28 protein-coding genes are annotated in these 26,477 nt (G+C 69.7%); 8 read left to right on the top strand and 20 right to left on the bottom strand.

What is annotated here, in order from left to right; all coding sequences use genetic code 11:
* Window positions 1–38 precede the first annotated feature (38 nt).
* A complete protein-coding gene (locus tag VTA80_RS08920) occupies window positions 39–461 on the bottom strand; it encodes a helix-turn-helix domain-containing protein (RefSeq protein WP_407345030.1) in 423 nt (140 codons plus the stop codon).
* Window positions 462–719: 258 nt separating this feature from the next.
* On the opposite strand from VTA80_RS08920, the gene VTA80_RS08925 reads away from it, so the two are divergent.
* Window positions 720–962, top strand: coding sequence for an ATP-binding protein (locus VTA80_RS08925; protein WP_407345032.1), 243 nt, complete (start codon window positions 720–722; stop codon window positions 960–962).
* A gap of 47 nt (window positions 963–1,009) precedes the next feature.
* Here VTA80_RS08925 and VTA80_RS08930 read toward each other — a convergent pair whose 3' ends face one another.
* The 3 genes from VTA80_RS08930 to VTA80_RS08940 all read right to left on the bottom strand — a co-directional run bounded on the left by VTA80_RS08930 (window position 1,010) and on the right by VTA80_RS08940 (window position 3,862).
* A complete protein-coding gene (locus VTA80_RS08930; RefSeq protein ID WP_407345033.1) occupies window positions 1,010–1,441 on the bottom strand; it encodes a hypothetical protein in 432 nt (143 codons plus the stop codon).
* Between the two features lies 1 nt (window position 1,442).
* Complete coding sequence (locus VTA80_RS08935; protein WP_407345035.1) at window positions 1,443–2,636, bottom strand: molybdopterin-dependent oxidoreductase; 1,194 nt, start codon at window positions 2,634–2,636, stop codon at window positions 1,443–1,445.
* Between the two features lie 452 nt (window positions 2,637–3,088).
* Entirely contained in the window at window positions 3,089–3,862 is a 774-nt protein-coding gene (locus tag VTA80_RS08940; protein WP_407345037.1) for a DUF427 domain-containing protein, read from the bottom strand.
* 652 nt (window positions 3,863–4,514) lie between these two features.
* Between VTA80_RS08940 and VTA80_RS08945 the strand changes: the two genes are divergently transcribed.
* Window positions 4,515–5,418, top strand: a protein-coding gene (locus VTA80_RS08945) for an IS5 family transposase (RefSeq protein WP_407341942.1) whose coding sequence is annotated in 2 segments (ribosomal slippage) — window positions 4,515–4,871 and window positions 4,873–5,418 — 903 coding nt in all. Because the reading frame shifts where the segments join, the coding sequence is not laid out codon by codon here.
* Here VTA80_RS08945 and VTA80_RS08950 read toward each other — a convergent pair.
* The 9 genes from VTA80_RS08950 to VTA80_RS08990 form a co-directional block, all read right to left on the bottom strand.
* Window positions 5,415–6,665 (bottom strand): RNA polymerase sigma factor, encoded by a 1,251-nt coding sequence (locus tag VTA80_RS08950; RefSeq protein WP_407345039.1) that lies wholly within the window; start codon window positions 6,663–6,665, stop codon window positions 5,415–5,417. The two genes, VTA80_RS08945 and VTA80_RS08950, sit on opposite strands and share 4 nt — an antisense overlap.
* Window positions 6,666–6,697: 32 nt before the next feature.
* Window positions 6,698–7,060 (bottom strand): YciI family protein, encoded by a 363-nt coding sequence (locus VTA80_RS08955; protein ID WP_407345041.1) that lies wholly within the window; start codon window positions 7,058–7,060, stop codon window positions 6,698–6,700.
* A gap of 432 nt (window positions 7,061–7,492) precedes the next feature.
* Window positions 7,493–8,605, bottom strand: coding sequence for a radical SAM protein (locus tag VTA80_RS08960; RefSeq protein ID WP_407345043.1), 1,113 nt, complete (start codon window positions 8,603–8,605; stop codon window positions 7,493–7,495).
* A gap of 4 nt (window positions 8,606–8,609) precedes the next feature.
* Window positions 8,610–8,969: a DsrE family protein gene (locus VTA80_RS08965; protein WP_407345045.1), complete on the bottom strand. Its 360-nt coding sequence runs from the start codon at window positions 8,967–8,969 to the stop codon at window positions 8,610–8,612.
* Window positions 8,966–9,343 (bottom strand): sulfurtransferase TusA family protein, encoded by a 378-nt coding sequence (locus VTA80_RS08970; RefSeq protein WP_407345047.1) that lies wholly within the window; start codon window positions 9,341–9,343, stop codon window positions 8,966–8,968. The genes VTA80_RS08965 and VTA80_RS08970 overlap by 4 nt, the downstream gene beginning before the upstream one ends.
* Window positions 9,336–10,265 (bottom strand): hypothetical protein, encoded by a 930-nt coding sequence (locus tag VTA80_RS08975; RefSeq protein ID WP_407345049.1) that lies wholly within the window; start codon window positions 10,263–10,265, stop codon window positions 9,336–9,338. Before VTA80_RS08975 ends, VTA80_RS08970 begins: the two co-directional genes overlap by 8 nt.
* Window positions 10,266–10,726: 461 nt before the next feature.
* Window positions 10,727–11,956, bottom strand: coding sequence for an S-methyl-5-thioribose kinase (mtnK, locus tag VTA80_RS08980; RefSeq protein ID WP_407345051.1), 1,230 nt, complete (start codon window positions 11,954–11,956; stop codon window positions 10,727–10,729).
* A gap of 486 nt (window positions 11,957–12,442) precedes the next feature.
* Window positions 12,443–13,105 (bottom strand): DUF2064 domain-containing protein, encoded by a 663-nt coding sequence (locus tag VTA80_RS08985; RefSeq protein WP_407345740.1) that lies wholly within the window; start codon window positions 13,103–13,105, stop codon window positions 12,443–12,445.
* 2 nt (window positions 13,106–13,107) lie between these two features.
* A complete protein-coding gene (locus VTA80_RS08990) occupies window positions 13,108–13,716 on the bottom strand; it encodes a glycosyltransferase family 2 protein (protein WP_407345053.1) in 609 nt (202 codons plus the stop codon).
* A 108-nt stretch (window positions 13,717–13,824) separates the two neighbouring features.
* Here VTA80_RS08990 and VTA80_RS08995 point away from each other — a divergent pair, with 108 nt between their 5' ends.
* A complete protein-coding gene (locus VTA80_RS08995) occupies window positions 13,825–15,141 on the top strand; it encodes a hypothetical protein (RefSeq protein WP_407345055.1) in 1,317 nt (438 codons plus the stop codon).
* A 3-nt stretch (window positions 15,142–15,144) separates the two neighbouring features.
* Here VTA80_RS08995 and VTA80_RS09000 read toward each other — a convergent pair whose 3' ends face one another.
* The 7 genes from VTA80_RS09000 to VTA80_RS09030 all read right to left on the bottom strand — a co-directional run bounded on the left by VTA80_RS09000 (window position 15,145) and on the right by VTA80_RS09030 (window position 22,319).
* The gene (locus VTA80_RS09000) at window positions 15,145–16,191 is read right to left on the bottom strand and encodes an NAD-dependent epimerase/dehydratase family protein (protein WP_407345057.1); all 1,047 of its coding nucleotides are present in this window, start codon (window positions 16,189–16,191) and stop codon (window positions 15,145–15,147) included.
* Complete coding sequence (locus tag VTA80_RS09005) at window positions 16,188–16,424, bottom strand: hypothetical protein (protein WP_407345059.1); 237 nt, start codon at window positions 16,422–16,424, stop codon at window positions 16,188–16,190. Before VTA80_RS09005 ends, VTA80_RS09000 begins: the two co-directional genes overlap by 4 nt.
* Before the next feature lie 548 nt (window positions 16,425–16,972).
* Window positions 16,973–18,274, bottom strand: coding sequence for an MFS transporter (locus tag VTA80_RS09010; RefSeq protein ID WP_407345061.1), 1,302 nt, complete (start codon window positions 18,272–18,274; stop codon window positions 16,973–16,975).
* 191 nt (window positions 18,275–18,465) lie between these two features.
* Complete coding sequence (locus VTA80_RS09015) at window positions 18,466–19,302, bottom strand: undecaprenyl-diphosphate phosphatase (protein ID WP_407345063.1); 837 nt, start codon at window positions 19,300–19,302, stop codon at window positions 18,466–18,468.
* Between the two features lie 94 nt (window positions 19,303–19,396).
* Window positions 19,397–20,248 (bottom strand): hypothetical protein, encoded by an 852-nt coding sequence (locus VTA80_RS09020; RefSeq protein ID WP_407345065.1) that lies wholly within the window; start codon window positions 20,246–20,248, stop codon window positions 19,397–19,399.
* Between the two features lie 86 nt (window positions 20,249–20,334).
* Complete coding sequence (locus VTA80_RS09025; RefSeq protein WP_407345067.1) at window positions 20,335–21,645, bottom strand: sensor histidine kinase; 1,311 nt, start codon at window positions 21,643–21,645, stop codon at window positions 20,335–20,337.
* Window positions 21,645–22,319 carry a response regulator transcription factor gene (locus tag VTA80_RS09030; protein ID WP_407345069.1) on the bottom strand — a complete coding sequence of 225 codons (675 nt, stop codon included), beginning with the start codon at window positions 22,317–22,319 and terminating at the stop codon, window positions 21,645–21,647. Before VTA80_RS09030 ends, VTA80_RS09025 begins: the two co-directional genes overlap by 1 nt.
* 91 nt (window positions 22,320–22,410) lie before the next feature.
* Here VTA80_RS09030 and VTA80_RS09035 point away from each other — a divergent pair, with 91 nt between their 5' ends.
* The 5 genes from VTA80_RS09035 (at window position 22,411) to VTA80_RS09055 (ending at window position 26,427) form a co-directional block, all read left to right on the top strand.
* Window positions 22,411–23,193 carry a phosphatase PAP2 family protein gene (locus VTA80_RS09035; RefSeq protein WP_407345071.1) on the top strand — a complete coding sequence of 261 codons (783 nt, stop codon included), beginning with the start codon at window positions 22,411–22,413 and terminating at the stop codon, window positions 23,191–23,193.
* A 64-nt stretch (window positions 23,194–23,257) separates the two neighbouring features.
* Window positions 23,258–23,995, top strand: a complete 738-nt coding sequence (locus VTA80_RS09040; RefSeq protein ID WP_407345073.1) for an ABC transporter ATP-binding protein — start codon at window positions 23,258–23,260, stop codon at window positions 23,993–23,995.
* Entirely contained in the window at window positions 23,992–24,891 is a 900-nt protein-coding gene (locus VTA80_RS09045) for an ABC transporter permease (RefSeq protein ID WP_407345075.1), read from the top strand. The genes VTA80_RS09040 and VTA80_RS09045 overlap by 4 nt, the downstream gene beginning before the upstream one ends.
* On the top strand, window positions 24,884–25,855 hold the full coding sequence (locus VTA80_RS09050; RefSeq protein ID WP_407345076.1) for an ABC transporter permease: 972 nt from the start codon (window positions 24,884–24,886) through the stop codon (window positions 25,853–25,855). Before VTA80_RS09045 ends, VTA80_RS09050 begins: the two co-directional genes overlap by 8 nt.
* Entirely contained in the window at window positions 25,852–26,427 is a 576-nt protein-coding gene (locus tag VTA80_RS09055; protein ID WP_407345078.1) for a hypothetical protein, read from the top strand. Before VTA80_RS09050 ends, VTA80_RS09055 begins: the two co-directional genes overlap by 4 nt.
* Window positions 26,428–26,477 lie beyond the last annotated feature (50 nt).

Here is a 26,477-nt window from a genome sequence, read left to right on the forward strand (position 1 = left end):
GGGAAAGCGACGCTTACTGGGGTGCAAACGACGCATTTCTACCGATGCAGTGCGTCCTTGACCTCAGTTGTGTCGACTCCAAGCGCCACGGCGATGGAGTCGAGGGTCGCCGACGACGGAAGTCGTCGACACCCGTGCGCCTCCCAACGTTTGAGCGAGGCGGCGGACAGATGAACCGCCTGCGCCAACTCCTCAACACTGAGTCCTGCGGCAAACCGGAGCCACCGCAGGCCGGGTCCACCGTCGGGCGCGATGAGCAGAGCGTCCGCCGGTACGCCCAGGGCGCGCGCCACTGCGTGCAGCAGTTGCGGACTCCGAGGCCGCGCCTCGCCGCGCTCCCACATCGAGACGCGCTCCCCGCCCACCACGCCGACCTCATGCGCCAGCTCGTGCTGCGTCAGCCCAGCGCGTATCCGCGCCGCGCGGAGCGCAGCGCCGTCGATCGAGGGTGCGGTCTCCATGGCAGCACCAACCCTAGAGGCGTGGCGGGCGGCGGCACCCGCGGGTCGCCGAGCTCTCCAGGAAATCGGAGCCTCTGGACTGTCACCTATCTGCCCATCTCACCGAACAGCGAAGCACCGCCCGATGGAGTCCCGGGTGCTCGCCCGAAAGCCGCAGGCCGTCTCTTGCGCTGCCGCCAATGACTTCGGACCCAACGCAGCTTAGGTGGCACTAACGTGCGTTTCCGACGGTATCTCGGAGGAGTTTCGGAGAGATCAGTGCGCGCTCTTCCGGCGACGGGTCGAGCCGGCACCGATGCCTGCGGAGGGATCCCCGACGGCTACCTCGACCGGGTTTTCGACGTGGCCTGGCGTGGGAGCCACACGCGGACCCCCGGCGCAGACATCGGCGCAGGCCTCAGGCTCGCGATCGTCAAGGGAGTCGTCGAAGCGCACCGAGGCACGGTGGCCGTCAGCAATCATTCGCCCGGCTGCAGATTCGTCGTGCGGATCCCCGCGTAAGTCCGGGGCCGACGCGCCCTTGCCGTCCTGGACGTCTTCGTTCGGGTTCAGTCCGCTGGGGTCGCGGTGTGGGAGCTTCGGTCTCGGGCAGCGGTCACCACGTACGCCGCCAGGTTCAGTGTCACGACCAACCCGAGCAAGATGGCGAGGTTGGCGCCGTAGTTCTGGAGCAGGAGCGATTTCGCTGGTGGCTGGGTGCCCCGACGCGCGATGAGCGGAATGGCGATGATGGTGATGAGGCCGCCTACAAGCAGTGCTGCTTGCAAGTACCGGCGGCCGCGGGGCGGCACGGTCCGCGCTAGGAGCCAGCCGACCCCCACGACCAGCGGCGACAGGAGGCCGTCGTGGATGACGACGATCCCGACCATCCACAGCAGCAGGCCGGGCAGGGCGTCCGGGACCTCGGTGACCAGCCGCCCCCCTCCGTAGAGAAGGAGGAGGACCCCGGCCGCGACCAGCGCGTACCGCCACCGCCCCATCTCAGCTCACCTCGATTCGGCCGAGCCATTTGGTGTTGAGCACTCCCGCTCGGTTGGGCGCGATCAGGCGAAGGGGGTAGCCGTGGTCGAGGTTGAGCCGCTGACCGTTGAGATGGGTGGCGAGCAGAGCCCGGGCGACCTGGGGGCCTTCGACGACGCTGTCGTGGTAGGCGCCTCGCGTCTCCAGCGAGATGACGTGCACGTGGGAGTCGGCGTCACCACCCGCCCGCCGCACGACGTCGAGAAGCCGCAGACCTCGCCAGTCGGCGCCGACGCTCCAGCCCTCGACGCAGGTGATCGGCAGCCGCGCCTCGAATTCTGCGAGCTCTTCGATGTCGGCGAGGCTCAAGACGAACGGTCGCGGGCCGTCGACCTGCAGCTGCCAGTCGATCGCCGTCGCCAGCGCCATCACACCGGCTCGATCGGCGGTCCGGTTCACCGGGACACCTTGGGGGGCCCCTCTCGACAGCCTGGGCGCGAGCAGACCGATCGGACCCAGCGGCGTCAGGGTCTGCCCGACGGTCGTGGCGACCACCACCGCGACACCGACACCGGTCGCGGCGAGGAGGCCACGACGACTCAGAGCCGGCGTCGCGGGCGCTGGGACGTCTCCGGCGTTGCTGTGTGCGGCCGGGTTCTCGCTCCACGGGATCTCGGTGAGCACGTCCGCGTCAACGAGACGGGCCTGCAGCCCGTACTTGATGTCGGGCAGCTTCACCCCGATGTGGATGAGGATCGAGCCGATGACGACGAAGGACAGCAGGAAGTGCACCTTGACGAAGCCCCATGGCCACGGATACCAACCCAGGACGTTGAGGAAGCCGGTCGTCAACTGGATGAGGCTGGCTGCGACGAGCACGAACACCGACGCGCGCTCGACGGCGTGCTTGACAGAACGCGCCGGCGGCCAGCGGAACAGGTTCGGATACACCGACCAGAGCTTGACGAGCAGCAGCGGGATCGTCGCGATGCCCGTGGTCACGTGGGTGCCCTGGGTGACCCGGTAGAGGAAGACCGGGCTGGCCGGCTCGGGCAGCCATGACCACGGGTGGTACTGGTAGTGACTGAGCAATCCCGTCAAGAAGCACACCGCGAAGCAGATCCCGACCATCGAGCCGAGCCTCGCGGTGAGAGCCGTCGAGCGTACCGGGCTGATGAAGCGGGGCCAGAGTCGTGGTTTGCTCAACTTCGGCATTCGTCAAGCGTGCCCGACCTGCGGCCAATCCCACCTCCGCGAAACCTTACGAGTTCGTGACATCGGGAGTGGTGGGCGAGGAGTCGCTCGTCGGAGGCACGCAAACGAAGCCGGCTCCCTGTGGAACGATGTTCGGTGCGCTCGGTTCTCGAGATCTTGCGAAAGCGGGCCGTGGCCACAACTGCCTTCTGACTTTGGCTGCCCGCCTTCTCTGCGCTAAGTCACTTAGATCGAGTACGCGGCTGTTCTCCAGTGATGACGCTTGTCACGCATCACCTCGATCGCGAGCACACGATCCAACCAGGCTGGGGCCAAGACTCCCCCGAACATCGTCCGTCCCAGCATCTCGTCCCCCCGCGCCTGCCACGGCAGCACCTCCGAGCTCACGGGGCTCTGACTTCCCAGATCGTGCCGGGGGACGGGTCCCCGCGCGGATGCCGGGCGACCCAGCCTCATGGCGCGCCGAGCGGTTGACCGTCGACGGTGACCTGCAGCGTCGGGTTTCTCTCGGGCCAGAACGCGACCAGCCCGGCGATCTTGGCGGACTCCGGCAGCGGCGTGCGGTACGCCCAGGCGACGTCCGCCAGGCTCGCATCACCGGTGTCCAGGGCCCAGTACGTCGCGGTGCCCTTGTAGGGGCAGTGACTGGTCGTGGCGCTCGGGGCCAGCAGGTCCATGCGCACGTCCGCCTGGGGGAGGTAGTACCGCGCGGTGAGGCCCGTCTCGAAGAGGACGACCGGGCGACGGGACTCGGCCACCGTGACCCCGTTGAACGCGACGACGACATGCCGACTGCTGGCGAGCGCGTCGATGCGCACGTACGGGCTGCGCGGGTGGGTGTAGACGATCTCGTCCTCCTCCATCCAGGTGTCGAATGCCGCCCAGGTCAGCCCGAACGCCTCCCGGAGTTCCTCGACGCCGGCTTGCGGATACCGCCGGGCGGCGTTCGGCACGATCCGCTCGCCGATGATCACGTCGAAGACTTCGCTGACTCCCAGGACCTTCGAGCGGGGCCCGTGCCCGCCTGCGCGCAGTTCGACCTCCAGATCGCTCGCGGCGAAGAAGTACTGCGGATAGTAGGGGTGCTCCCAGACCAGCAGCGGGGACCGCGCATCTGCTACGAGCTCACCCGCGCTGAAGGCGCGCACCCGTTTGCTGCCGCGTTGCACTGTGCCGGGCGTGATGGCGAACGGGTCCTCGACGATGCCAGCCATCAGGTCAGTCATGCAGCAAGAACCACGTGGGCATCCTGGAACATTCCACCAGCGAGGGGTCCGATCTCCCCTCGCTGGCTCCCCTGGGTGATGGGACCTGTCGACCGTCGCTCAGGGGACCTCGGGCCAGTGGCGGTCGGGTCAGGCCAGGTCCCGAGTGCATCTTCGATGCCGCGGTGGAAGGTGGGGTAGGCGTAGATCATCGACCGCAGCGTGCCCAACCGACCCTGGGCGTGCACGGCAAGCGTAAGCGCGGCGAGACCCCCCCACCGGCCGGCCCTATCGAGGTGGCCCCGACCAGGACCCCGCGGTCGGAATCGGCCACCAGCTTGATATGGGATGCGCTCCTGCGCGAGCCATTCGATGCGGGGGTTGTCGTACTGGGTGGCGGTGAGGACGAAGGCGTCGACCTACGAGGGCCTGGGCCTGCGCCACAGTGAGACGGACCAGCACGGCACCTTCGAGCCGTCGGGCGACGACCGGAACGCGGGGGCTGAGCCCGAGCCAGGGGCGCGGCGCGGGAGCCCCGGGGCGAGGCCTCGGAGGGGTGACCGCCGAGCCCGCCGTCCTCAGCCGGGCGCGGGCTCGGCGCCGGCGGCGCGGCTGACCTCGGCTAGGGCATGTCTCCTAATCTCCGTTTGGTGCTCGTTGGCATGCTGTCCGGGTGAGTCGCTACGCCGTGTTGTCAGATGAGCAATGGGCTCGAGTCGAGCCGTTGCTCCCGTCGTCGGAGGGCAAGCAGTCGCGCCCGTTTCGCAACCATCGTCAGGTGGTGGAGGGGATCGTCTACCGGTACCGGACCGGGATCGCGTGGCGGGACCTGCCACGTGAGCAGTTCGGACCATGGCAGACGGTGTGGAAGCGGCACCGCCGGTTCGCCGGGGACGGGACCTGGGACCGGGTCCTGGGCGCGCTGCTGACGCAGGCCGACGAGGCCGGGGACCTGGACTGGACTGTCTCGGTGGACTCCACGATCAACCGGGCCCACCAGCACGCCACGAACACCAAGCGCCCCGAGAACGCCACAGGGGGCACGATCGAATCACAGGAATCGGACCGGCGAGCTCAGTGAACCTGCAGGTCACGGGATCGGGCGCTCTCGTGGCGGGCTGTCCACGAAGATCCACCACGCCGTCGACGGGCGCGGGCGACCGCTCGCGGTGATAGTCGCTCCCGGGCAAGGACACGACGGGTCGATGCTCGCGGACCTGCTCGCCGAGATCCGGGTCGCGCACTCCGGGGCCGGCCGCCCCAGGACCAAACCGGTCAAGGTCCTGGGCGACAAGGCGTACTCCTCGCGGGCGATCCGCACCCTGCTGCGAAGGCGTGGGATCGTCTCGGTCATCCCCGAGCCGCGTGACCAACGCGCCAACCGGGCGCGCCGTGGCTCACGCGGCGGACGACCAGTGACCTACGACCGGGTCACCTACAAAGGCCGCAACGTCGTCGAACGTTCCTTCGCCCGCCTCAAGCAATGGCGCGGCTTGGCCACCCGCTACGACAAGCTCGCCATCGTCTACCGCGCCGCAGCACTCCTGGCAGCTGTCATCACCTGGCTACAGGATTAGGAGACATGCCCTAGGCGCTGCTCCAGGAAGGCGCGCTCCGCGGCGTTCGCCGTGAGCTCCATCGCGCGCCGGTACGACTGAGCCGCGCCGGCGGCGTCGCCGAGGCGGCGCAGCAGGTCGGCGCGGGTGGCGGGAAGGTAGGGGTAGTCGGCGAGCCGGGGATCGGTCGCCAGCTCGTCGAGGAGCGGCAGGGCGGCGGCCGGACCGTCGGCGAACGCCACGGCGGCGGCCCGGTTGAGCGCGACCACCGGGGTGTTCCACACCGCCAGCAGCCGGTCGTAGAGGTGCACGACGCGCGGCCAGTCGGTCTGCTCCAGGGACGGCGCCATCGCGTGCACGCCGGCGATCGCCGCCTGAAGGGTGAACCGCCCCGGTGGGCCGGACGCCAGCGCCCCGGCCGTCACCGTGAGCCCTTCCAGAATCGCGCGCTGGTCCCAGCGCGTCCGGTCCTGGTCGGCGAGCAGGAGCAACCGGCCCTGCTCGGCGGTCCGGGCGGCCCGGCGCGCGTCGGTGAGGAGCAGCAGGCCCAGCAGGCCGCGGGTCTCGGCCTGCTCGGGGAGCAGCGAGGCGAGGGTGCGCGCGAGGTGCAGGGCCCGGTCGCAGAGCTCCCCACGGACGAGCGCGTCCCCCTCGCCGGCCGTGTGGCCGGTGCTGAAGAGCAGGTGGACGGCGGTGAGCACGCTGTCCAGGCGCTCGGGCAGCTCCGCCCGGCCCGGAACCCGGTAGGGGATCCGCGCGTCGGAGATCTTCTTCTTGGCCCGGGTGATCCGTGCCGCCATTGTCGGCTCGGACACCAGGAAGGCCCGGGCGACGTCGGGCGTGGGAACGCCGCAGACCAGGCGCAGGGTGAGGGCGACGCGGGCCTCGGGGGCGAGGGTGGGGTGGCAACAGGTGAACACCAGCCGGAGCCGGTCGTCCGGCACCGCGGCGTCGGGCCAGTCCAGGTCGGCCGGGTCGTGCGCATCGACGGTCGCCGGCTCCACGAGCAGCGGGAGCTTGCGCCGGAGGGTGACCTCGCGACGCAACCGGTCCAGCGCATGGTTCCGCGCCGCCGTGGTCAGCCATGCGCCGGGCCGCTCCGGGACGCCGTCCCGGGTCCAGGCCTGCAGCGCGCTGACGTACGCCTCCTGCGCGCACTCCTCCGCGACGTCCAGGTCGCCCGCGACGCGCACCGTGGCGGACAGCACGAAGGCCCACTCGGAGCGGTGGGCCTGCGCCAGCGCGGCAGCGACCGCGTCCGCCTGCACGGCGGACGCGGTCGCTTCGTCGCTGGGAGCGATCAGAACGGGTTCGTCGTCGGGTCCACGACCGGGCGGACCTCGACGCCGCCGCCGGGGGCGGGGGCCGGGCATAGCTTGGCGATCTCGACGGCGTGGTCGAGGTCGCGCGCCTCGACGACGTAGATGCCGTTGAGGGCCTCCTTGGTCTCGACGAACGGGCCGTCCGTCACCGTGCCGCCACCCTTGATCGTGGTGGCCGTCGTCGGGGGCGCCAGCGCCTCCCCGCCCGCCAGGGACCCACCGAGCGCGAAGACCTGCTCGACGAACTTGCTGTGGGCGTCGACCACCGCGGGCCACGCCTCGGGCGAGATGTTCGCGTAGAAGGCCGGGTCTTCGTAGATGAGGATCGCGTACTTGGCCATGGTGCTGCCTCCTGCTTGGGTTGCGGGCCGGCCTGTCCGGCGCCGTCACTAACTACGACGAACACCCTGCCGCCGGATCGACAGCTAGGCCAGGATTTCTTCAAGATCTTTGCGCCGCCGCCGCCGTGCGTGCCGGAGTCCGCTTTGCGTGCTGAAGTCCACTCCAGCGGCCCCACCTAACGCCCCGTCTCGCGGGTGATCGGCGCGACGGGACGCCGCCCACCGACGCCTAGACCTTGCCCGGCAAGGAGCGGTAGGGAGAACTGGATGTGACTCAAGTGCCGTGACTCGGAGCAGGCGGACGATCGAAGCAACGTCCGATAGTTGGTGCCAAAGTGCGGGCCCGCCCGACCCGCGCGTCAGCTGTCGCCAAGTAGCGGGCGACGGCGGGCCGGATGGCGTCGATACGAGACCCTGCGGTGGGCGCGGGGCTCAGGTGCATCGGAAGACGTTCCGTCCTTGGGCGGTGCCGGCTGCTTGGACGGCTAGGACGTCTTTGATGACGGCCAGGATCGGTGCGATCGGCACGGGCTCGTTGGAGATCTTCAGGTGCGGGTTGGTGATCCCGACCGGATGCCACCACGCACCGTCGACAGTCAGGGTCAGCTCGGGCTCGATCGTCTCCAGGGAGATGTGCACGCCGAGCTCGGCGGCTCCCTCTTGGGCGACGGGCCGCACGAGGCGATCATCGGCCGCGATCCCGAGGTCGTCCAGCAGTGCGTCCAGGGCATGGACCTGCGTGACGTCGTCGGGTCCGAGCGTGGCCGCGACCCGGACGCGGAACCCGAGCCCGCTCGCCTGCCTGATGCCCTGGACCGCCCGGGCGTGCGAACCCGCGCCCCGGATCCGATCGTGCAGGTCCGCGGTGGCCGAGTCGAGGCTGACCTGGAGCGCGACCCGGTCGCGATCCATCTCCTCGAGCATCGCTCGCCGAGCGCCCCGGTCGAACACCATGGCGTTGGTCAGGATCGTCACCGGCACCAACCTCGCGGCATGCGCCACGATCTGGCCCAGCCCCGGATGCAGGAACGGCTCCCCGCCGGTCAGCAGCAGCTCACGCCCACCGCCGGCCACGAACTCCTCGACCGCGACCCGAGCCAGCTCGGGCGGCATCATCCGAGCCGAGGCCTTCGGTGAGGACTGCGCACAGCAGTAGGTGCAGGCGAGGTTGCAGTGAAAGTTGGTCTGCAGCCACAGCCGCTCCCCGAGCGGGACAGCGTTGCCGGTCGTGAACTGCGCGCTGGGCGCGAGCCCGCCCCTGCGGATGCGCAGGAGCCATTCCGACCGACCGCCGCCGCTTTTCTCCGTGCCGTCGACAACCTCGAGCACGTCGTGACCGGCCAGGCCCGCCCACGCGGGCAGGTCCACCAGCACCGACCGCTCCCGGGTGCCCACCGCCAGGACCTGACCCGGCTCGAGGCGGCGCATGGCCGAGGTCAGCGACAGCAGCAGCCCGCTGCCGCAGTCCTGGTCCCCGCCGTCCAGCGCCGCATCAGCGCCACCGGCACGCACGACGGCGTCGAGGTCGATCAGCTGGTCCGTCATCGACTCAGAACGACAGCGCCGCGGCGCCACCGGCAAGGAGCGCCACCAGGGTCGCCCCACCCACGATCTTCGCGCCCTCGATGAGGTCCTCCTCGCCGATGCCACGCTTCTTCGCGCACGGGCTGCAGACCAGGAAGGTTCCCCCCGCCAGGACATAGTTCGAGATCAGCTCGGCCATCGGGGCGAAGCCCTCCTCATGCAGGTCGTCGGCGAAACCCTTGGCGGCCAGCCGCGCGCCCTCGGAGGACAAGAAGACCGTGGTTTCCTGGGCGGAGGCGATCGAGGCACCGGCCACGACCATCGCCACGCTCGCGCGGTCGACGTCGTTGGAGCCCTGGGTCAGGTTGATCACGATGCTGCTCATGGCAGGGAGGTTCCTCTCGGGTTGGCCACACCCCGGGAGGATCCCGGGGCGTCGTCGGTACGCGCAAGCTCGCCCGGTGGGGGTCCGCTCGAAAGGGCGTGGCGGGGCGCATGGGTCAAGACGCGGCGGACCGCGATGTCGTAGTGCGCCCGCCCGTCCGAACCGTGGCCGACGCCGAGGTAGCCGTTGCCTGTCAGGTGGCACCAGTACGGCAGGTCGATCGCGGCGACCGGATCAGTGGCAATGAGCCGCACGAGCGCGCCCACGGGTTGGCCAGGGAGCTGCAGTGCAAGCCGGAGCAGCAACTCCCCGCACGCACGGTCCTCGCCGTCCACCACGAGGTCGGGTAGGCGGGCGGTGTCCACCTCACCCATCTGCGGTCCCCGCCTGTACCGCGGAGGCCGGGCGTGCGACGTGCCCGCTCGCGGCCCGCAGCACGGCCCCGCAGCCGACCGCGGCGACCGCGCCGGTGACGAACAGCGCGGCCGCGGTCAGGTTCGCCCCCAGCCAGATCGAGGACCCGGTGGCGGTCTGGGTCCAGATCGTTGCGGTGCACACCAGGCCCACGGCGGCCGCAGCGAACGCGAACGACGCGCGCGCGGTGCGCCCGGCGGCGACCATCAGCGCACCGACGACTACGAGCAGCACACCGCCGGCGACGTTGTACGCCCCCAGGGACACCTCGAACGAGCTGGACCCCAGTGTCGCGGGCGACGAGGCGACCGCGACGGCCGCGGCCACCAGACCCACCGCCGCCAGCAGGGAGCCCCACGTAAGCACCAGGCGGGCCGCCGGTCGGGCGCCAGCCCCCGCGGACGCGGCCGCGCGAACACCGTCAACGCCCCACGCCAACCCGGCCGATCCGAAGAAGAGCACGACGTGGACCGCGAGCAACAGGTAGTACGACCAGGGCCACTCGCCGGGCGCCTGCAGCACCGACAGGGCGATCGCGCTGCCCTGCGCGATGCCGAGCAGGGCCGCGAGCCGCGTGAAGGTCCCGGTCAGCAATAGGCCCGCGAGCAGCGTCTCGACCACCAGGACGCCCCACCCGAACGGGATGAACGCCGGCTGGACCACGTTCTGCATGACCCAACTGAACGGGGCGAGCACGGGATGGTCGATCGCGGCCTGCACGTAGCCATAAAGCAGCCGCCCGCTCTCACGGCCGAAGTCCGGTGGTCGCTTCCAGTTCGCGTTGAACAACCACAGCAGCCCAGCAACGATCCGCAAACCCGCCAGCGCCCGCGCAACGCTGCGACGGTCCGGCTCGTCGGTCCCCAACAGGTATGGCAGCACGCCTCGAGTATGCCGACGCTGGGGACAGTTCGCGCGGCGATTGAGGAAAATCGCGCGGCGAGACTATCCGCCGGAACGTCCCGGCGGCCCCCCGCTGATCCCCCCGCACGCCAGGCACGCGCCAACCGGGTCCCGGCGCCAGGGCCACGACCTGCGTGGCACGCGCAGGTCGTGGAGGGGAAGACACGGTGCAGGACGCGATCGCCGCAATCAGCAATGCCCGCGAGATCTTTGATGCCGTCTCCACCCACAGCCATACCTGAGGCTTGGACGGGCGCGCGGGGACCGATCGCGATCAGGTCCCCCTCTTCAAACCAGCAACAGCGACACGAAGGGCCGCACAACCGTCACTCAGCGCGTTGCAATCTCATCTGGGTGGCGGTCACCGAGTCCCATCTGAGCGAGGGCTCGCGACAGGTCCGGGGTCAACAGCGGGTCGAGGTTCTTGAGCGCGTCTCGAACTAGCTCGTGCGGTCGGCCAAGAGGATTGCGCGAGCGATCTCCGCCAGGGCCTTGGGTGAGCTGTCGGTGGCGCGCTCCACGACGAGTCGCCTGGACACGTGCAGGACGCCGCGGGCGGCACCTGCGCGCAGGTTTTCGGGCAGGGTCTCGATGTCCTTGGTCTTCGCCACGCCGACGATGCGCCGCGCCATCTTCGCGGCCGCGAAAAGCCAGGCCTGTGAACGCCATTGCGAGATCCGGTCGTCCAGGAAGCCCTCGCCCCACAGGCGCGGGTCGACGCGCTGCGGCCAGCGCCGGCGGAACTCGGACTCGAAAGCGATCCAGGTGGACGCGATGAGCCCGAGGGCCCAGTCGCCTCGCTCATCCTCGCCGAGCGCGTAGGCGCGGGCGGCGGCGATCACATAGTTGGCCCACACGGCGCCGAGGTCGAACGCCACGGGGCCGTAGAACGCGAACTCGGAGTCGAATACCTTGACGCTGTCGCAGAGCGTGGAGCCGTGCTTGGCCCGGACCATGACTGAGCCGGTGTGCAGGTCACCGTGGATCAGTGCCTCGGAGCTGGTCATGAAGAGCCACTTGGCTTCGCCCATCGCGCGGATCATCGCGACGTCGGCGGCGAGCTCGGCCGCGTCTGGCTCGTTGGCGGGAAGCACGCTGTTGCGCCCGGCGTCGACGTACGGCTCGGTGAACACGAGGTCTTCGGTGATCGTGCACAGCTGCGGGTTGGTGGATTCCGCCTGGCGCGCGGCGAGATCGTCCCGATCCATCCCGAAGACCGAGGTCCCGAAGGCCACGGCGCCGATGTACACCCCGACCGCGTCGGCTGCTCCGTCGTGGATGGCACCGGTGTTCAGCGCACCGCGCCACACGGCGTGGTCGCCCAGGTCTTCCATCGCGATGATGAAACGGTCCGGGTTGTAGTCGAAGACCTCCACGACCAGCTCGGGTACGAGCGCGCGATGCGCGAGAAGCGACGTGGCCTCCGAGCGCGCCCGTTCGGGCGTCAGGGGCCAGCCCTCGCCCACCATGCGCACGTACGGCAGGGCCTGCTTCAGCACGAGGCCGCGCCCGGCCTCGTCCCGCGCGATGAACACCAGGTTGAGGTTGCCGTCACCGATCTCCTCGACCGAGACGATGTGGTGGGCATCGACGCGGGAAGCGAGCATGGGTTTGGACTGGATGTAGCTCGGAATCGACTCCACGGTGAGGAACTCATACTTCTTGAACACGCCACACGCCCTTCAATTTGTCGTGGATTCTTCGGTGATGAGGCTGCTACGTGCCCGATCCTCGTGGCCAAGATGAGCCCGCCGATCGAGGCGAAGGCACCGCACGTGACATAGGCCTGGCCCGGGTAGGAACCAACGCGCACACCCGCCACGCAAGACGCCCCCGGGCTGGACCCGATCGTGTACATCGTTCGGCCCCAAAAGTGAGCTGAACGCCGGCTGGGCCACGTTCTCGATGACCCAATTGAACGGTGAGAACACGGGGTGGTCGATGGCTGCCTGGACGTAGCCATCGAAGAGCCGCTCGCCCGCGGCGGAAGGCGGGCGGTCGCTTCCAGTCCCCGTTGAAGTGCCGCAGGAGACCCGCGACGATCCGCACACCGGCCAGCGCCCGCCCGACGACGCGACGGTCGGGCTCTTCGGCGCCCAGAAGGTACCGAAGCATGAGGCGAGTATTGCGTGCAGAGGCTGGTACCGCAGCCCAGTTCAGCCGCCAGTTCCGGCACGGCCAGAACGCCATGCCCGCGCGAACCGGGTCGTCGGCGCGAGGGTTGCCACGAGTTCGGCGTCGGCCGCTTCGTCCACGTCGCGCATCACCGGCGCGACGCCCACGCTCGATCCTCGCGACCGCAGGAGCTCCCAGGTCATCTGACCTGTCCTCGCGGTCGACATGGGGACATCCTCGAGACCGTCGACCTGCGCGGGGTCGTTCGTCGCCAGCACCCACCACCCGCCGTCGTCCGCGAGCCCCAGCACCGGTTGGTGCACCGCCATCGCGGCGACCGACCGAAGCACCGCCGACGTGACCTGAGGGGTGTCGATGCCGATCTGGACGACGGGCGCGCGGGAGGTCGGACACAGCTCACGGTGGGCGTTCGCGATCCGCTCACCCAACCCGGCGCCCCACTGCGGATGGACGGTCCAGCTGCGCAGACGGGACAGCAGCTCCACGTCGTCCAGCTGACCCAGGTCCCCTCCGAGGGACACGTGGCACCGGCCGAGACCGAAGGTTCGCTCGCACACGTCGAAGGTGTCGAGCAGGGCCGCGGTCGCCAGCTGCGCAGCCCGCACAGCCCCCTGCGTTGCTGCGAGGCGCGTCTTCACCTGACCGGGAATCGGGACCTTCGCCATCACGAGCACCACGGGCATGCTCACGGCAGCACGCGGGCGAAGTCGCGGGCGGTGCGAACCGTGCCCCGGACGGTGCCAGACACCTTCGACCTAGTCCCGCTGGCCCGCGGGTGGTAGCTGATGTCGAGCTCGGCCAGCACCCAGCCCGCCGCCTGCGCCTTGACGAGCAGCTCCACGGGGTAGCCGAACCGACGGTCGCGCACGTCCAGGGCGAGCAGGTCCTCCCGGCTGCACACGCGCATCGGGGCGATGTCCCGCACCATCAGCCCGGTTCGACGGCGCAACCACCAAAGCACGAGCGCGTTGCCCGCCCGGGCGTGCCACGGCCAGACCCCCGCCCGGACCGGTCGCCGGCGGCCCGTCGCCATCGTGGCCCCACCCCCGACGACGGCGGCGAGCAACCCGGTGATCTCACGCGGATCCATCGACCCGTCTCCGTCCAGGATGGCGATGTAGTCGGCCCCCGACGCCTCGACACCGGCCTGCACGGCAGCGCCGTAGCCAGCCACGGACTCGTACACGACCCGGGCCCCGCAGCTCCTCGCGACCTCGGCCGTGTCGTCGACCGAACCGTTGTCCACCACGATGACGCCGAAACCCGCAGGGACCAGGGCGAGCAAAGCGGGCAAGGCGGCCGCTTCGTCCTTGCAGGGAAAGATCACATCGCACCGTAAGACCATGAGCCCGACGATAGACAATGTCCTCCTCAGTTGTGGCCGACTGCCTATCATCGAGCCGTGACCAACCGCCTTCGCCAGGCATCCGTGCCCGCGCGGGGTCTCGCGGCGGCCGCACTCGTCATGGTGCTCGCGATGACGGTGCCGATCGTCACGGGCTGGAAGGTGGACCCCGCGTCCTTCCATCCCGTCATCGCCTCCTGGTCACCGCGCGTGGGCCCAGGAACGGTGCCAGCTCTCGTGATCGGCGTCGCAGGGGTCCTCGTAGCGCTCGACGCCGCCCGATTCCTGCCCTGGCGGACGCTGCTCGCCGTCACGTGGTTGACGGGCTGGGCATGGATGCTCGCGCTCGCGCTCGTCGACGGCGTGCCCGGAATCTGGAACGTCCTTGACGGCCGGTACGAATACCTCAACACCGCCCGCGCCACCACCGATGTGCCGGCCCTGCTACAAGAGTTCGTCACCCGGATCCCGGACGGTCCGAACGGTTGGCCGGTCCATGTTGCGGGGCACCCGCCCGGCGCGTTGCTGTTCTTCATCCTGCTCGTCCGACTCGGGCTCGGCTCGGGCCTGGCAGCCGCACTGATCGTCACCGTGGTGGCCGCGACGACACCGGTGGCCGTGCTCGTGACCGCTCGCGCGCTCGGAGGCGAACTGCCCGCACGCCGCGCACTGCCCTTCCTGGTCCTGGGACCCGTCGCGATCTGGCAGGCGGTGTCCGCCGACGCGCTGTTCGCCGCCGTGGCCGCCTGGGGGGTGGCCGCGCTGGCGCTCGGAGCCACCCGCCGATCGATGGCATGGTCGCTGCTCGCAGGAGCGCTCCTGGGGTACTGCACCCTGATGTCGTACGGCCTTCCGCTGCTGGGCGTGCTCGCGCTTACGGTCCTGCTGGTGGCCCGGTCCTGGTTTCCGCTGCCCTTCGCCCTCACGGCCGCGATCGCCGTCGTACTGATCTTCGCTGCCCTCGGATTCGTGTGGTGGGAGGCCTTCCCGGTGCTCCAGGACAGGTACTGGAGCGGCCTCGCCAGCCGCCGCCCGGCGAGCTACTGGCTCTGGGGCAACATCGCCGCGCTGCTGTTCAGCGCGGGTCCCCTGCTGGCAGCGGCGCTCGCGTCCGCGGGGAAAGAAATGGTTGCGGCGATCAGACGCCCAAGCCGCCACGTCCTCGGTGCGTTGGCTGCGGCAGGCGTGATCATGGTCGCCGTCGCCAACCTCACGCTGATGAGCAAGGCCGAGGTCGAGCGGATCTGGCTTCCGTTTGTGCCCTGGCTGATGCTGTCCTGCGCGTTCCTACCCGAACGCTGGCGGCGCGGCGGCCTCGCCCTCCAGGTGGGGTTCGCGATCGTCGCCCAGCACCTTCTGAAGACCCCCTGGTGACCATCACGCCCGCAGCGGCTCCGTGGCGAACCGTGGCAGGCCGTCGCTTGGCCCGACCTCGGCGGTGAACCCGAGCTCGCGTGCGGCCCGATCCGGCGACGCCACGATGTGGCGCACGTCTCCGACGCGGTAGCGACCCGTCACCGCCGGCTCGCGACCCGATCCGGCCCCCGACGCGACGCTGCGCGCGACGTCCAGGATCGAGACCGGCTGACCCGAGCACACGTTATAGACGCCACCATGTCCCGGCTGCGCCACCGCGACGGCCTCGACCGCGATCGCGTTGCCTCGAGCGACGTCGGCCACGTGCACGAAGTCGCGCATCTGCGCACCGTCCTCATACACCTCAGGGACACGCCCGGCCTCGATCGCCGACCTGAACAGGGCCGCAACCCCCGAATATGGGGTGTTGCGCGGCATCCCGGGGCCGTACACGTTGTGGTAGCGCAGCGCGATCGCGGCGCCCGGCGCCTGGCGCGTCCAGGCTGCCACGTAGTGCTCCTGGGCGAGCTTGCTGGCCGCGTAACTGCTACGCGGATCGAGCCGGGCCGACTCCGGGACCGTCTCCCACGCCAGCGCTCCCCCGCACCCCGGGCAGTGGTTCTCGAAGTCCCCGGCGTCGAGCGCGGCGAGACTTCGTGGCGGTGGCCGCTGTACGCCGTGCGTCGGACAGACGTAGCGCCCCTCGCCGTAGACCACCATCGACGACGCGAGGACGATCCGGCCCACGCCCGCCGCGTGCATCGCCGCCAACAAAGCCGCGGTCCCGAGATCGTTGTGACCTGCATAGGCGGGCAGGTCCGAGACCGTCACGCCCGCACCCACCATGGCGGCCTGGTGGCACACCACATCGACGCCCCGCAAGAGATCCACCCACTCCATGGCACGACGGACATCGAGCCGGTGCACCTCCGGCCCCGCGTCCGCGTCGATCGGGTGCGCCTGCGGGATCAAGGCATCCACTGCGATCACCTCATGCCCGCGAGCGGCCAGCTCGGTCCAGATCGCCGATCCGATGAAACCGGCGGCGCCCGTCAAGAGAACCCTCACGGCAGCACCAACGGGACAGTGACGTCTCGCAGCCAGGCAGAGCACGAGCAGTCCAATTGATCGTCAAAGTCGACGATCACACCGGAGGGCAACTCCGTCGTAGGGCCGATGTGCTGCGAGAACGGCGCGAGCACCGCGCCCTGGTGCACCGCACCGTGGGCGTTGACCCCGGCATCCAGGTCGTTCCGCATACGCAAGGTGGTCCGGTCGACAAGCTGATCAGGCACGACCATGCCTCCTCGGGGTGAGGACTGCGGACAGGGCACCGACCGCGCACGGAGCCAAGATGCGCCGCACCCCTAGGGGGCACGACGCCCAGATGTCCGCCCGGGAGTTGATCAGATGCGGCGGGAGCTCGTGCTGCAGCCCGCGCCGGGGCAAGAACGCAACCGTCCGCTCTCCGACCGATCCGATCGCAACGGGTGCGGGCGGCGGTCCATACGGCGTGGTCACCTCGACCTGCTCGACGCCGTCGAGAAAGGAATCGAAACCGGGACTGCCGATGACGGCCAGGGACGGCCTCAGGGAGGGGGACACGTCTGGAGTCTGACACCTGCCAGCATGCACAGTGTCCTGATTGCGAGACAGTCGACCGGAACACTCCTTCTTGGCAGGGAGATCAGCTGGACAGAACATCGCTTGGTTGGCGCCAGTTGGCGCCACGGGTTGTGAAGGCTGGATATGCCACCACGTACCGCTCGTGCGGCGCCGGCATGGAGCCCGGGAGGCCGTTGGCGCCCGAGGGTTTGGTTGGAGTCCGCTGCTGACCAGCGGCCTTCGCCTACTGGGCCGGGGTGCTGGGGGGCCGTTCGTCGTTGGCGCCTCGGTCGTCCGCGTGATCACTTTCCGCGGGCGTTGGCGTCGCGGTGGTGGTGATCAGTCGTGCAGCCAGCGCCGCGGCGAGCATCCACGCCGCGGCGTACCCGAACGCGATCGTGGGGGTGGACGTGGCCCAGAGCAGCCCCACGATCAGGGACGCGGCGAGCGCACCCATGGATTGGACCAGACCTAGGACGCCGTACCCGTTGCCGCGCAGGTGGTCGGGGAGCATCAGGGCCACCACGGTGGACTCGGCGGTCTCGGCGAACCCGATCCCCATCCCCGCGAGGAGGAATCCGATCAGGAGCACCGGCCAGGAGTGCTGGTCGAGCGCGAACACTGCGTACCCCGCTACGTAGGCCGCGCACCCGGCGGCGAAGACCATTCGTGGGTTGAACCGGTCTGCCAGGTGTCCGCCGGCGATCGCTGCGATGGTCGCGGCCACGTTGTGAGTCGCATAGAGCAGGATCGCGATGCTGGTTGCCGCGGCGAGGCTGCGGCCGTCGACGGTCAGCAGGTCGGTGGCGCGCAAGATCAGCAGGGTCGTGGCGATGTTGCCGACCTCGAACAGCGCCACCGGTGCGAACGCCCGGACCATCCCGGCCTCGCGCAGCTCGCGCAGGTTGAACGACAGGGTGCGGCGTCCCTCGGCGGGCAGCACTGTGCGGCGGGCCTCACGTGCCGCGATGGTGATCGCGGCCGCGGCGAACATGCCGGGGATGGACGCGAGCAGCATGGTGTGCCGGATCCCGACCACCCCGACCAGCGCGGCGGCGAGTAGAGGGCCGAGGATGGCACCGGCGTTGTCGCCGGCGCGCTCGACGCCGGACGCTCGCCCGTATGCGGCCCGGGGCACCAGGGACATCAGCAGGGTGTCGCGCGCCGGGGACCGGATCCCGCGGGACATCCACGCCAGGGCGCGCAGCCCTGCCACCTGCCAGACCGCGGTGGCTAAGCCGATGGCCCCGGTCGCCAGCGCGGTGACCAGGTACCCGCCCGAGGCCAGGCGGGCCCGGCGGGTCGGGTCGTTGGACAGTGGCCCGCCGGCGAGTTTGCTCAGCCCGATCAGCCCGTTTGAGACGCCCTCGATCGCGCCGAGAACGCCGGGTCCGGTGTGCAGGGTCGTGCTGAGGAAGGTTGGTAGCACGCTGGTCGTGATCTCGTGGCCCGCATCGCTGAAGAAGGACGCCGCTCCGATGCTGGCGACCCCGCGGGTGAGCCACTTCTCAGGGGTTTTCTCTGGCGACACTCGGGGGTCAGGCACGATGCCGGACTCTACTCAGGTGCGCCGCGACCCTCCCGTCCCCGTCCCGTCCCGTCCCAGCAGGCCACCACTAACGAGTGAGCGATGGGCTTGCTGGACCAGGCCGGCCGCGAGCAGACCGCGAGCGGCCTGTCGGCGTGGTTGGTTCACCGGGCTGGCGCACTTGGACTGTCGATAAAGAGGGGGTTGTGTCACGTGGCGGCGAGGGCGCCGGAGGCGAGGGCGCCGATGATGACGACGCCCAGGCCGATGCGGTAGGGAATGAACACGGTGATGGGGTGGTGCGCGACGAGGTGAAGCAGCCAGGCGATCGTCGCGTAGGCCACGACGAGCGAGACGGCGGTGGCGACGATCGTGGGCACCCACCCGACGGTCGCGGAGATGTCGCCCGCGGCGGACAGGGCCTCGTACGTGCCGGCAGCGACGAGCGCCGGGATCGACAGGAAGAATGACAACCGGGTCGCGGTCACCCGGTCCAGGCCGCGGAACAGTCCGCCGCTGATGGTCGCGCCCGAGCGCGACACGCCGGGGATGAGGGCGACGCATTGGATCAGGCCGACCCATAGGGCGTCCTGCAGGGTGAGGTCACGTTCTGCGCGCTGCTGGGTCGCGGTCCGCTCGGCCAGGTACATCACCGCGCTCCACACGATCAGGGCGCCGGCCACGACCCACAGGTTGCGCAGCGGTCCCGAGATGACGTCTTTTAACGCGAAGCCTACGATTCCGATCGGGATGGACCCGGCGATGATGTACCAGGCGAACCGGTAGTCGAAGTCCTGGCGGGCGGCCGGGCTCACCAGACCGCGACCCCAGGCCACGGCCAGGCGGGCGATGTCGGTGCGGAAGTAGATGATCACGGCGATGATCGCGCCGACCTGGATGATCGCGGTGAACGCGGTGACCCCGGGATCGTCGACCTGCAGGCCGAGCATCTTCTCCGCGATTGTGAGGTGGCCAGTGCTGGAGATCGGCAGGAACTCGGTGATCCCTTCGACCAGCCCGAGGATCACCGCTTGAACTAGGTCCACGTCCTGATGCTCCTGTCGTCGGTGCGGTGCTCAGCTCGTCGGTGCATTCTCACGCTGTTTCGGGCGGCGATGAGTGCACCTTCACGCCCCGGGGTCAACGGCCCGGCACGACGACCGAGCTCTTGTCCGGCGACGGCTCGGGTGTGGCGTCTTTGCGGGTCAGGGTGAGGTAGACCACGAGCGCGAGGATCGTCACCAGGAACAGTGCGCTGGTGGCGACGGTGCCCAGGCCCAGGCCGCCGTCGGGGCGCGGCTGGGACAGGAAGTCTCCGAGGGAAGCGCCCAGGGGGCGGGTGAGGATGTAGGCCATCCAGAACGCCAGGACCGCGTTGAGCCCGAACCGGTAGTGCGCGACGGCGATCGCGGCGATGAGGCCGGCGAACAGCAGCGCCGAGCGCCAGTAGCCGATGTCCAGGCCCTCGGCGGCGAGGTCGCCGGCGGCGGTGCCCAGGGCGAAGGTGAACAAGATCGCGGCCCAGTAGAAGCCTTCGCGGCGGGTGGTGACGATGGAGTGGATGGACAGGGTCTTCTCGCTGGCGAACCAGGCGGCGAAGGTCGCCGCGAGGGCGACGGCGAACACGATCGTGGTGGTCTGCAGGGCGACCCCGAGGTTGTCCACGAGGTTGTCGGTGATCAGGGTGCCCACGATGCTGATCAGGACGACCGTGAGCCAGTAGATCCCCGCTACGTAGCGGCGGGTTCGCAGCTGGAAGACGAGGGCGACGACGAGCAGGGCGCCCATGATCCAGGTCGTGGTCGTCAGGCCCAGGTTGAGGTTCACGCCGAGGAAGTCCGCGGCCGTCTCCCCGACGGTGGTGGCCAGGACCTTGATGACCCAGAAGTACACGGTGACTTCGGGGACCTTGTTGAGCAGCTCACGGGGCCCCAGGGTTCGCCCGGTCGTGGCCACCGTAGGCGGGGTCTGCTTGCGCGCGTCGATTGTCATGGGCGCGACCTTGACACGGGCCACCTGAATTCAACCTGACCACGTGTGCGCCACTGCCGCTCGCCGCCACGGCGCCGGGCGGACCTTCAGATGAGGGGCAGCCAGGTGGTGAAGTGCCCTCCTGGCCCGGGTTGCGCGGTCACGTCCCCGCCGCACGACAAGGCCAGTCGGCGTGCGAGCGCCAGGCCGAGGCCGAAGCCGGCAGATCCGGTCGCCGCGCGACCGCGCACGCCGGGTTCGAAGACGCGTCCGGTCTCGTCGGGGTCCAGGCCCGGGCCGTCGTCGTCCACGTCGATGGCGACCCGCTCCCCGGCCAGGTGCCAGGACACGCGGATCTGGGTTGCGGCGTGGCGTGCGGCGTTCTCGAGCTGCGGGGCCAGGATGCGGCAGAGCAGGGACTCCTCGCACGCCACGATGAGGTCGCCTGACGCCGGCCCGGCGTCGGCGATCAGGATCGGGACCGGCGGATCGACCGATCCGGCCGCGGCCCGCACGGCGTCTGACACGCGGGCGCGAGCGCCTTGGGTGGCGGGCGCCCGGGTCGAGCGCAGCAGGGTGTCCACGGTGGCGCTGAGCTCGTCGATGTCCACGACGATCGCGGCCAGGGCCGCGCGGAGCTCGGCGGGGTCGGTGCCGGTCGCGGACACCTCGGCCTCGGCGCGTGCGCGGGCCAGCGGGGTGCGTAGCTCGTGGGCGATCTCGTCGGTCAGGCGTCGTTCGTGGCGCAGGCTCGAGCCCAGGCGCGCCAGGAGGTCGTTGAGGGTCGACCCGAGCCGGCCGATCTCGTCGGGCGCAGGGGTCGTGATGTCGAAACGGCGATCGACGTCGTGGGCGACCCAGTCCTGGGCTTGACGGGTCATCTGGTCGACCGGGCGCAACGCGGCGCCGATGAGCCAGCGCGTCACGGCCGCCAGGACCACAATGATCGCCACGTCCAGGGCGATCGCCGAGCCCAGCGCGATTCGCTCGCTGCGCTCGTACGGAGTCAGGGACAGTGAGACCACGACGGTTGCGTCCGCGGGAGCCGTAGCGCTCAGGGGCGTGGCGAGCAGTCGGGTCTGGGGGGAGACGTTGGCGAACGTGGGGGCGGCGACCCCGGCGAGCGCCACGACGTCCGCCACCGCGATGTTGGTGGCCTGGGGGGCGAGGATGACCTCGCCGCCCGGGCCGAGCACCCAGGTGATGGCGTCCAGGGTGACGTCGCCGGCGCTCTCGGCGACACTAACCTTGGCGCCGGTGACCTCGACCGTGGCGACCGCCGCGTCGGCTCGTGCCCGTAGGGCCGCGTCGGCATCCCGTTCGAGCGAGGACGACAGCAGCAGGTAGAACCCGACCGTGACCACCAGCAGCGCCACAAGTAGCGCCACGACCATGGTGAGCGTCAGGCGGCGGCGCATCAGCGGACCTGGTACCCGACGCCGCGCACGGTGGCCAGCTCGATCCCGGCGTCCAGCTCGGCCAGCTTGCGGCGCAACCGCGCGACGTAGGCGTCCAGGGTGTTGTCCTGCACGATCGCACCGTCGGGCCACCCGGCTGCGATCAGGGCGTGGCGGCGCACGACCTGCCCTGGGTCGCCCACGAGCCGGGCCAGGAGCCGGAACTCGGTCGGGGTCAGCGCCACGCGGCGTTCGCCGAACGCGGCCGCGTGGACGCCCGGGTCCAGGCGCAGACCGTCGACCGTCGGCGCCACAGGGCGGAGGTCGCTCGCGCGCCGAGCCAGCGCCTGGAGTCGGACCACGAGCTCAGCGAACGCGAACGGCTTGGCGAGGTAGTCATCAACCCCGGCATGAAACCCCGACAACCGGTCGGTCAGACCCTCGCGCGCGGTGAGCATGAGGACCCCGACCCCCGACCCGGCCGCCCGCAGCGCGGCCACGACGTCGCGCCCGTCCGCGTCCGGCAGGCCGATGTCGGCCACGAGCAACCTCGCGCCCGAGCCAGCCAGGCCCGCGAGCAACTCCCTGCCGGTCCCGACGGACAGCACGACCGTGAATCCTGCGTCGGTCAGGCCGCGTCGCAGGAGGTCGCGCAGCCGGGCGTCGTCCTCGACGATCGCCACCGTTGTCACCACGGCCGTCAGCGTAGGTGACCCGGCCCGTCCGACGACGCCGGGAGGAGGCGCTGTTCAGGTCATCGTCAGGTTCTGGGGGGATGATTAATGGATGTCCGCGACCCCCATCACCTCCTGGTGGGGCATCCGAACCCCTCGACGGCTCTTGGCCGTCGTGGGCGCAGGGCTGGCCCTTGCCGGTCTTGCGTTGTTCGCGGTGCTGCTCGACGGGGTGCGCGAGCAGGCGGACCTCAGTGCGTGGGACTCCCCACTGCTCAGCTGGCTCCTGGCGCACCGCACACCCGTCGCCACAGCCGCCTTCGCCCGCATCTCCTGGCTCGCCGACCCGCCGGTGCTCGCCACCGTGGTCGCCGCCATCGTGCTCGTGCTGGTGTGGCGAACCCGCCTGGCCAGGCCCGGGCTTCTCCTCGGCGCTGCGATGGGACTCGCGCTGGCGACGTCGTCGACGATCAAGGTGCTCGTCGCGCGGCCGCGTCCCCCGGTGGCCGAGATGATCACCCCGGCGGAACTCAACTTCGCGTTCCCGTCCGGGCATACGCTCGGGGCCGCGGTGTTCCTGCTCGTGGGCACCTACCTGTGCTGGACCTGGCGCCCGACCCTGCCGGTCGCCCTGGTGGGGGTCGTCGTGAGCGGATTCGGGACGGTGGCCGTCGCGACGAGCCGGCTGTATCTGGGCTACCACTGGTTCACCGACGTCACCGCGTCGATGACTCTGGCGGTAGCGATCCTCGGGATCGTGATCCTGGTCGACCCGCTGCTGCCCGAACGGGCCCGACAACCACTGTTCGGCCCACCGGTGCCGGGACCGGTTGCCCACAGCGACGACCACCCTGTGAACCCGTTGAGCCCGGGTGCCGCGTGCGCAGGACCCTGACCGTCTGAGCGAGGTTCTCGCTGTCTCACGTTGTTCCCACGTACCCGTCTCTAACGTCTGGAACATGAACGATGTCGCGATCCACACCACCAATCTGTCGAAGTCGTACGGCGACAAGCCCGCGCTGAGGAATCTGAATCTCTCTGTGCGGACCGGGGAGATCTTCGGGCTTCTGGGCCACAACGGCGCGGGGAAGACGACGACGGTGAACTTGCTCACGACCCTGCTTCGCCCGACCGCCGGGCGAATGGTGATCGGGGGTCTGGACAGCTTGACGTACCCGGATCTGGTCCGACGGCGGATCGGGTATCTGCCGGAGAATGTCGCGTTCTACGACAACCTCACCACGATGGAGAACCTGCGGTTCTTCGGTCGCCTGTCCGGGTTGCGCAAGCCGGACAAACGGATCGCGGACGTGCTCGCGTACCTGGACTTCACCGGGCATGACCATGAGCGGGTGGGCACGTTCAGCAAGGGGATGCGCCAGCGTGTGGGGATCGCGCAGGCGATCTTGCACGAGCCGGAGATCTTGTTCTTGGACGAGCCGACGTCGGGCTTGGACCCCCAAGGGGTGCGCAAGCTGCGCGAGATCATCGTGGGCCTGAATCGGGACCTGGGCATGACGATCTTCATGAACACCCACCTGCTGTCCGAGGTCACCAAGACGTGCACCAGCATCGGGATCCTGCGCGGTGGTGAGCTCGCCTACCAGGATTCCTTGGCCGCGACCCTGGCCGCGTTCCCCGATGAGGGGTCCTTGGAGGACATCTACCTGCAGATCGAATCCGAGCCGGCCCGATGACGGGCTTCGTCACCACGGTGCGCCACGAGCTCCTCAGCTCGCGCCGCGAACGCCTACCCCAGGTGCTGCTCGTGGTGTTCCTGGCGATGGTGAGCGTCTCAGCCGGCATCGGATGGATCACCAACCACACCGTGACCGGGGTCTGGGAGAAGACCCGCGCGGCGGGCCTCACCACTGCCCCGAACCCGTTCACGGACGTTTCCGCGCTGTACTACGCGCGCAACACCGTCATCTACATCGTGATGATCGGGTCGCTGCTCGCGATCGTGCTCGGCGTCAGCTCGGTGCTGCGCGGGCGCGCCTCGCACACCGTGGACCTGATCCTGAGCCGGCCGATCAGCACGCGCACCTACCTCGCGGCCCGTCTGACTGGGATGGCGACCTGGTTGGCGGCCGTGGTGGCCGTGGCCGGGGTGATCAGCTGGATCAGCCTGACGATCATCGCCCGCCACCCCCCCGCGTGGTCGGACTCGGCGCGGCTGGTCGGGTTCTTCGCCCTGGCGTGGGCGTTCGTGGTCGCGTTCGTGCTCCTGGGCATGGTCAGCGCCTTGTACGCCCGCCGCGAGACCACGGCCCTGCTGGTGCCGATCGTGGTGTGGTCGGTGGTGACGTTCGTCCTGCCGCAGCTGGGCACCGCGGCGCACCCCGTGTCCCTGCTCAACCCCGTACCAGCGATCGCGAACCAGGGCGGCAGCTTCCCGCTGATCCAGTCGATCGTCGGACCCTTGTCGATCAGCGAGCAGTTCAAGACCGCCAGCGGGATCCTGCTGCGCGACGACCAGATCACCGGCAACCTCACCGCGAGCCTGCTGTGGATCCTCGCAGCCATCACGGTTGGGATCGCGGTGCTTCTGGGCACCAGGCGCGACCAGGTCAGGAAGGACCTCGATGAATAGCGCCCTGGTTGTCGCCCGCAAGGAGCTCCTCGACCTTCGCCGCAACAAGTTCCTGCTCCTGCTGCTCGGCTTTGTGGTCGTCGCGGTGACGTTGTCGGTCGTGGTGGCCTCCACCGACTTCCGGGTCAAGCTCGACGCCTACAACACCTACGTCCAAGCCCTGCAGGCCAGCGGCTCCACCACCACCCCCACCAGGCCCCAGCTGTTCCCGCTGCAGCTGCTGCGTAGCGGGATCGAGTACGTCGAGCTGATCGGGGCCCTGTTCGCGATCATCACCGGGTACGGCATGGTCGCCAAGGAACGCCAACGCGCCACCATCGAGCTGCTGTTCAGCCGCCCCCTGAGCCGGTACTCCCTGGCGGCCGGCAAGGTCGGCGCCCTGGCGATCACCTGGCTGATCGCCGTCGGCGTCATCTTCACCGCCGCCACCGCGACCCTGCTCCTGGTCGGCAACGCACCCCTGACCGGCGTCGACTACGGGCGACTGCTCATCAGCGCCTTCCTGGCGTGGGCATTCCTGCTGTTCTGGAGCACGCTCGCGATGGGCCTGGCCTCGATGAGCAAAAAGCTCAGCACCGGGCTGATCGTCGCCCTGGTGGCCTGGCTCGTGATCGTCCTGATCGTCCCCCAGATCGGCGACACCATGGACCCCGACAACCAGGTTCCCGGCGGGTTGTTCAAAACCCTCGCGATCGCCAAGCCCGACGAAAAAGCGGTCCTGGCGAACTTCGCCGGTTTCGACACCGTGCGCAACCTGTTCGAGCTGTCCTCGATCACCAAGCACTTCGAACGCGCGACCTTCGCGTTCCTGGGCATCAAGGACGCCTTCAACCAGGCACCCATCGCCCTGGTCTGGGCCAAGACCCTCAACAACTCCCTCGCCCTGGCGGCGGGAACCCTCGCAGCCGTGACCTTCGCCATCGGCTCCACCACCCGAAAGACCTTGCTCAGGAGGCAATCATGAAACCCACCAAGATCACCACCGCAGCCATCGCCGCGATCCTGGCGGCCATCGCCCTGACCGGGTGCCAGTCAGCCGGAGGCACCGCCAGCGCGGGCGCCGCGACCAGCGGGCAGTCCACGAGCGCGTCCGGGCCGGTGCTGCCCGTGGACACCAACCCGATCACCAACACTGCCACCGCACCCATCCTGGAGGTCACCTACGCCGCGCTCGAGGACAACGTCGACCCGGCCACCAACAAGGCCATCAAGGACCGCCTCGAGGTGACGCTGAAGAACACCGGCACGACGGCGCTGACCGGGTTCGAGATCTACTACGAGATGACCGACGTCACCACCCACGCCACAGAGGCGTACTACTCCACCCTCGACGGCCTCAACGTCGCGGCCGGCGCCGAGTCCACGATCTACTTCGACAACGAGACCGGCCCAGGGCACTACCCCGAGAACACGTTCAGCCTGTACCGCAGCTCGGCCAACGAAGTGAACATGACGATCCAGGTCAGCGCGCCCGGCGCGAAGATCGCCACCGCGACCGCGAAGAAGGGCTCCGCCACCGGCGAGAAGGCAGACTGAGACGGCGCGCGTCCCGCACGCGGATCTGATCTCGGGACAAGGGTTGTGAC

Source organism: Pengzhenrongella phosphoraccumulans (genome assembly GCF_045689905.1).
Lineage (GTDB): Bacteria > Actinomycetota > Actinomycetes > Actinomycetales > Cellulomonadaceae > Pengzhenrongella > Pengzhenrongella phosphoraccumulans.

Bases quoted from the DNA above. Each gene is read 5' to 3' on its own strand.
- VTA80_RS08920 (WP_407345030.1), bottom strand. From the start codon at position 461: ATGGAGACCGCACCCTCGATCGACGGCGCTGCGCTCCGCGCGGCGCGG.
- VTA80_RS08930 (WP_407345033.1), bottom strand. From the start codon at position 1,441: ATGGGGCGGTGGCGGTACGCGCTGGTCGCGGCCGGGGTCCTCCTCCTT.
- VTA80_RS08935 (WP_407345035.1), bottom strand. From the start codon at position 2,636: ATGCCGAAGTTGAGCAAACCACGACTCTGGCCCCGCTTCATCAGCCCG.
- VTA80_RS08940 (WP_407345037.1), bottom strand. From the start codon at position 3,862: ATGACTGACCTGATGGCTGGCATCGTCGAGGACCCGTTCGCCATCACG.
- VTA80_RS08955 (WP_407345041.1), bottom strand. From the start codon at position 7,060: ATGGCCAAGTACGCGATCCTCATCTACGAAGACCCGGCCTTCTACGCG.
- VTA80_RS08960 (WP_407345043.1), bottom strand. From the start codon at position 8,605: ATGACGGACCAGCTGATCGACCTCGACGCCGTCGTGCGTGCCGGTGGC.
- VTA80_RS08965 (WP_407345045.1), bottom strand. From the start codon at position 8,969: ATGAGCAGCATCGTGATCAACCTGACCCAGGGCTCCAACGACGTCGAC.
- VTA80_RS08970 (WP_407345047.1), bottom strand. From the start codon at position 9,343: ATGGGTGAGGTGGACACCGCCCGCCTACCCGACCTCGTGGTGGACGGC.
- VTA80_RS08985 (WP_407345740.1), bottom strand. From the start codon at position 13,105: ATGCCCGTGGTGCTCGTGATGGCGAAGGTCCCGATTCCCGGTCAGGTG.
- VTA80_RS09005 (WP_407345059.1), bottom strand. From the start codon at position 16,424: ATGGTCGTGCCTGATCAGCTTGTCGACCGGACCACCTTGCGTATGCGG.
- VTA80_RS09020 (WP_407345065.1), bottom strand. From the start codon at position 20,248: ATGACAATCGACGCGCGCAAGCAGACCCCGCCTACGGTGGCCACGACC.
- VTA80_RS09025 (WP_407345067.1), bottom strand. From the start codon at position 21,645: ATGCGCCGCCGCCTGACGCTCACCATGGTCGTGGCGCTACTTGTGGCG.
- VTA80_RS09035 (WP_407345071.1), top strand. From the start codon at position 22,411: ATGTCCGCGACCCCCATCACCTCCTGGTGGGGCATCCGAACCCCTCGA.
- VTA80_RS09040 (WP_407345073.1), top strand. From the start codon at position 23,258: ATGAACGATGTCGCGATCCACACCACCAATCTGTCGAAGTCGTACGGC.
- VTA80_RS09045 (WP_407345075.1), top strand. From the start codon at position 23,992: ATGACGGGCTTCGTCACCACGGTGCGCCACGAGCTCCTCAGCTCGCGC.
- VTA80_RS09050 (WP_407345076.1), top strand. From the start codon at position 24,884: ATGAATAGCGCCCTGGTTGTCGCCCGCAAGGAGCTCCTCGACCTTCGC.
- VTA80_RS09055 (WP_407345078.1), top strand. From the start codon at position 25,852: ATGAAACCCACCAAGATCACCACCGCAGCCATCGCCGCGATCCTGGCG.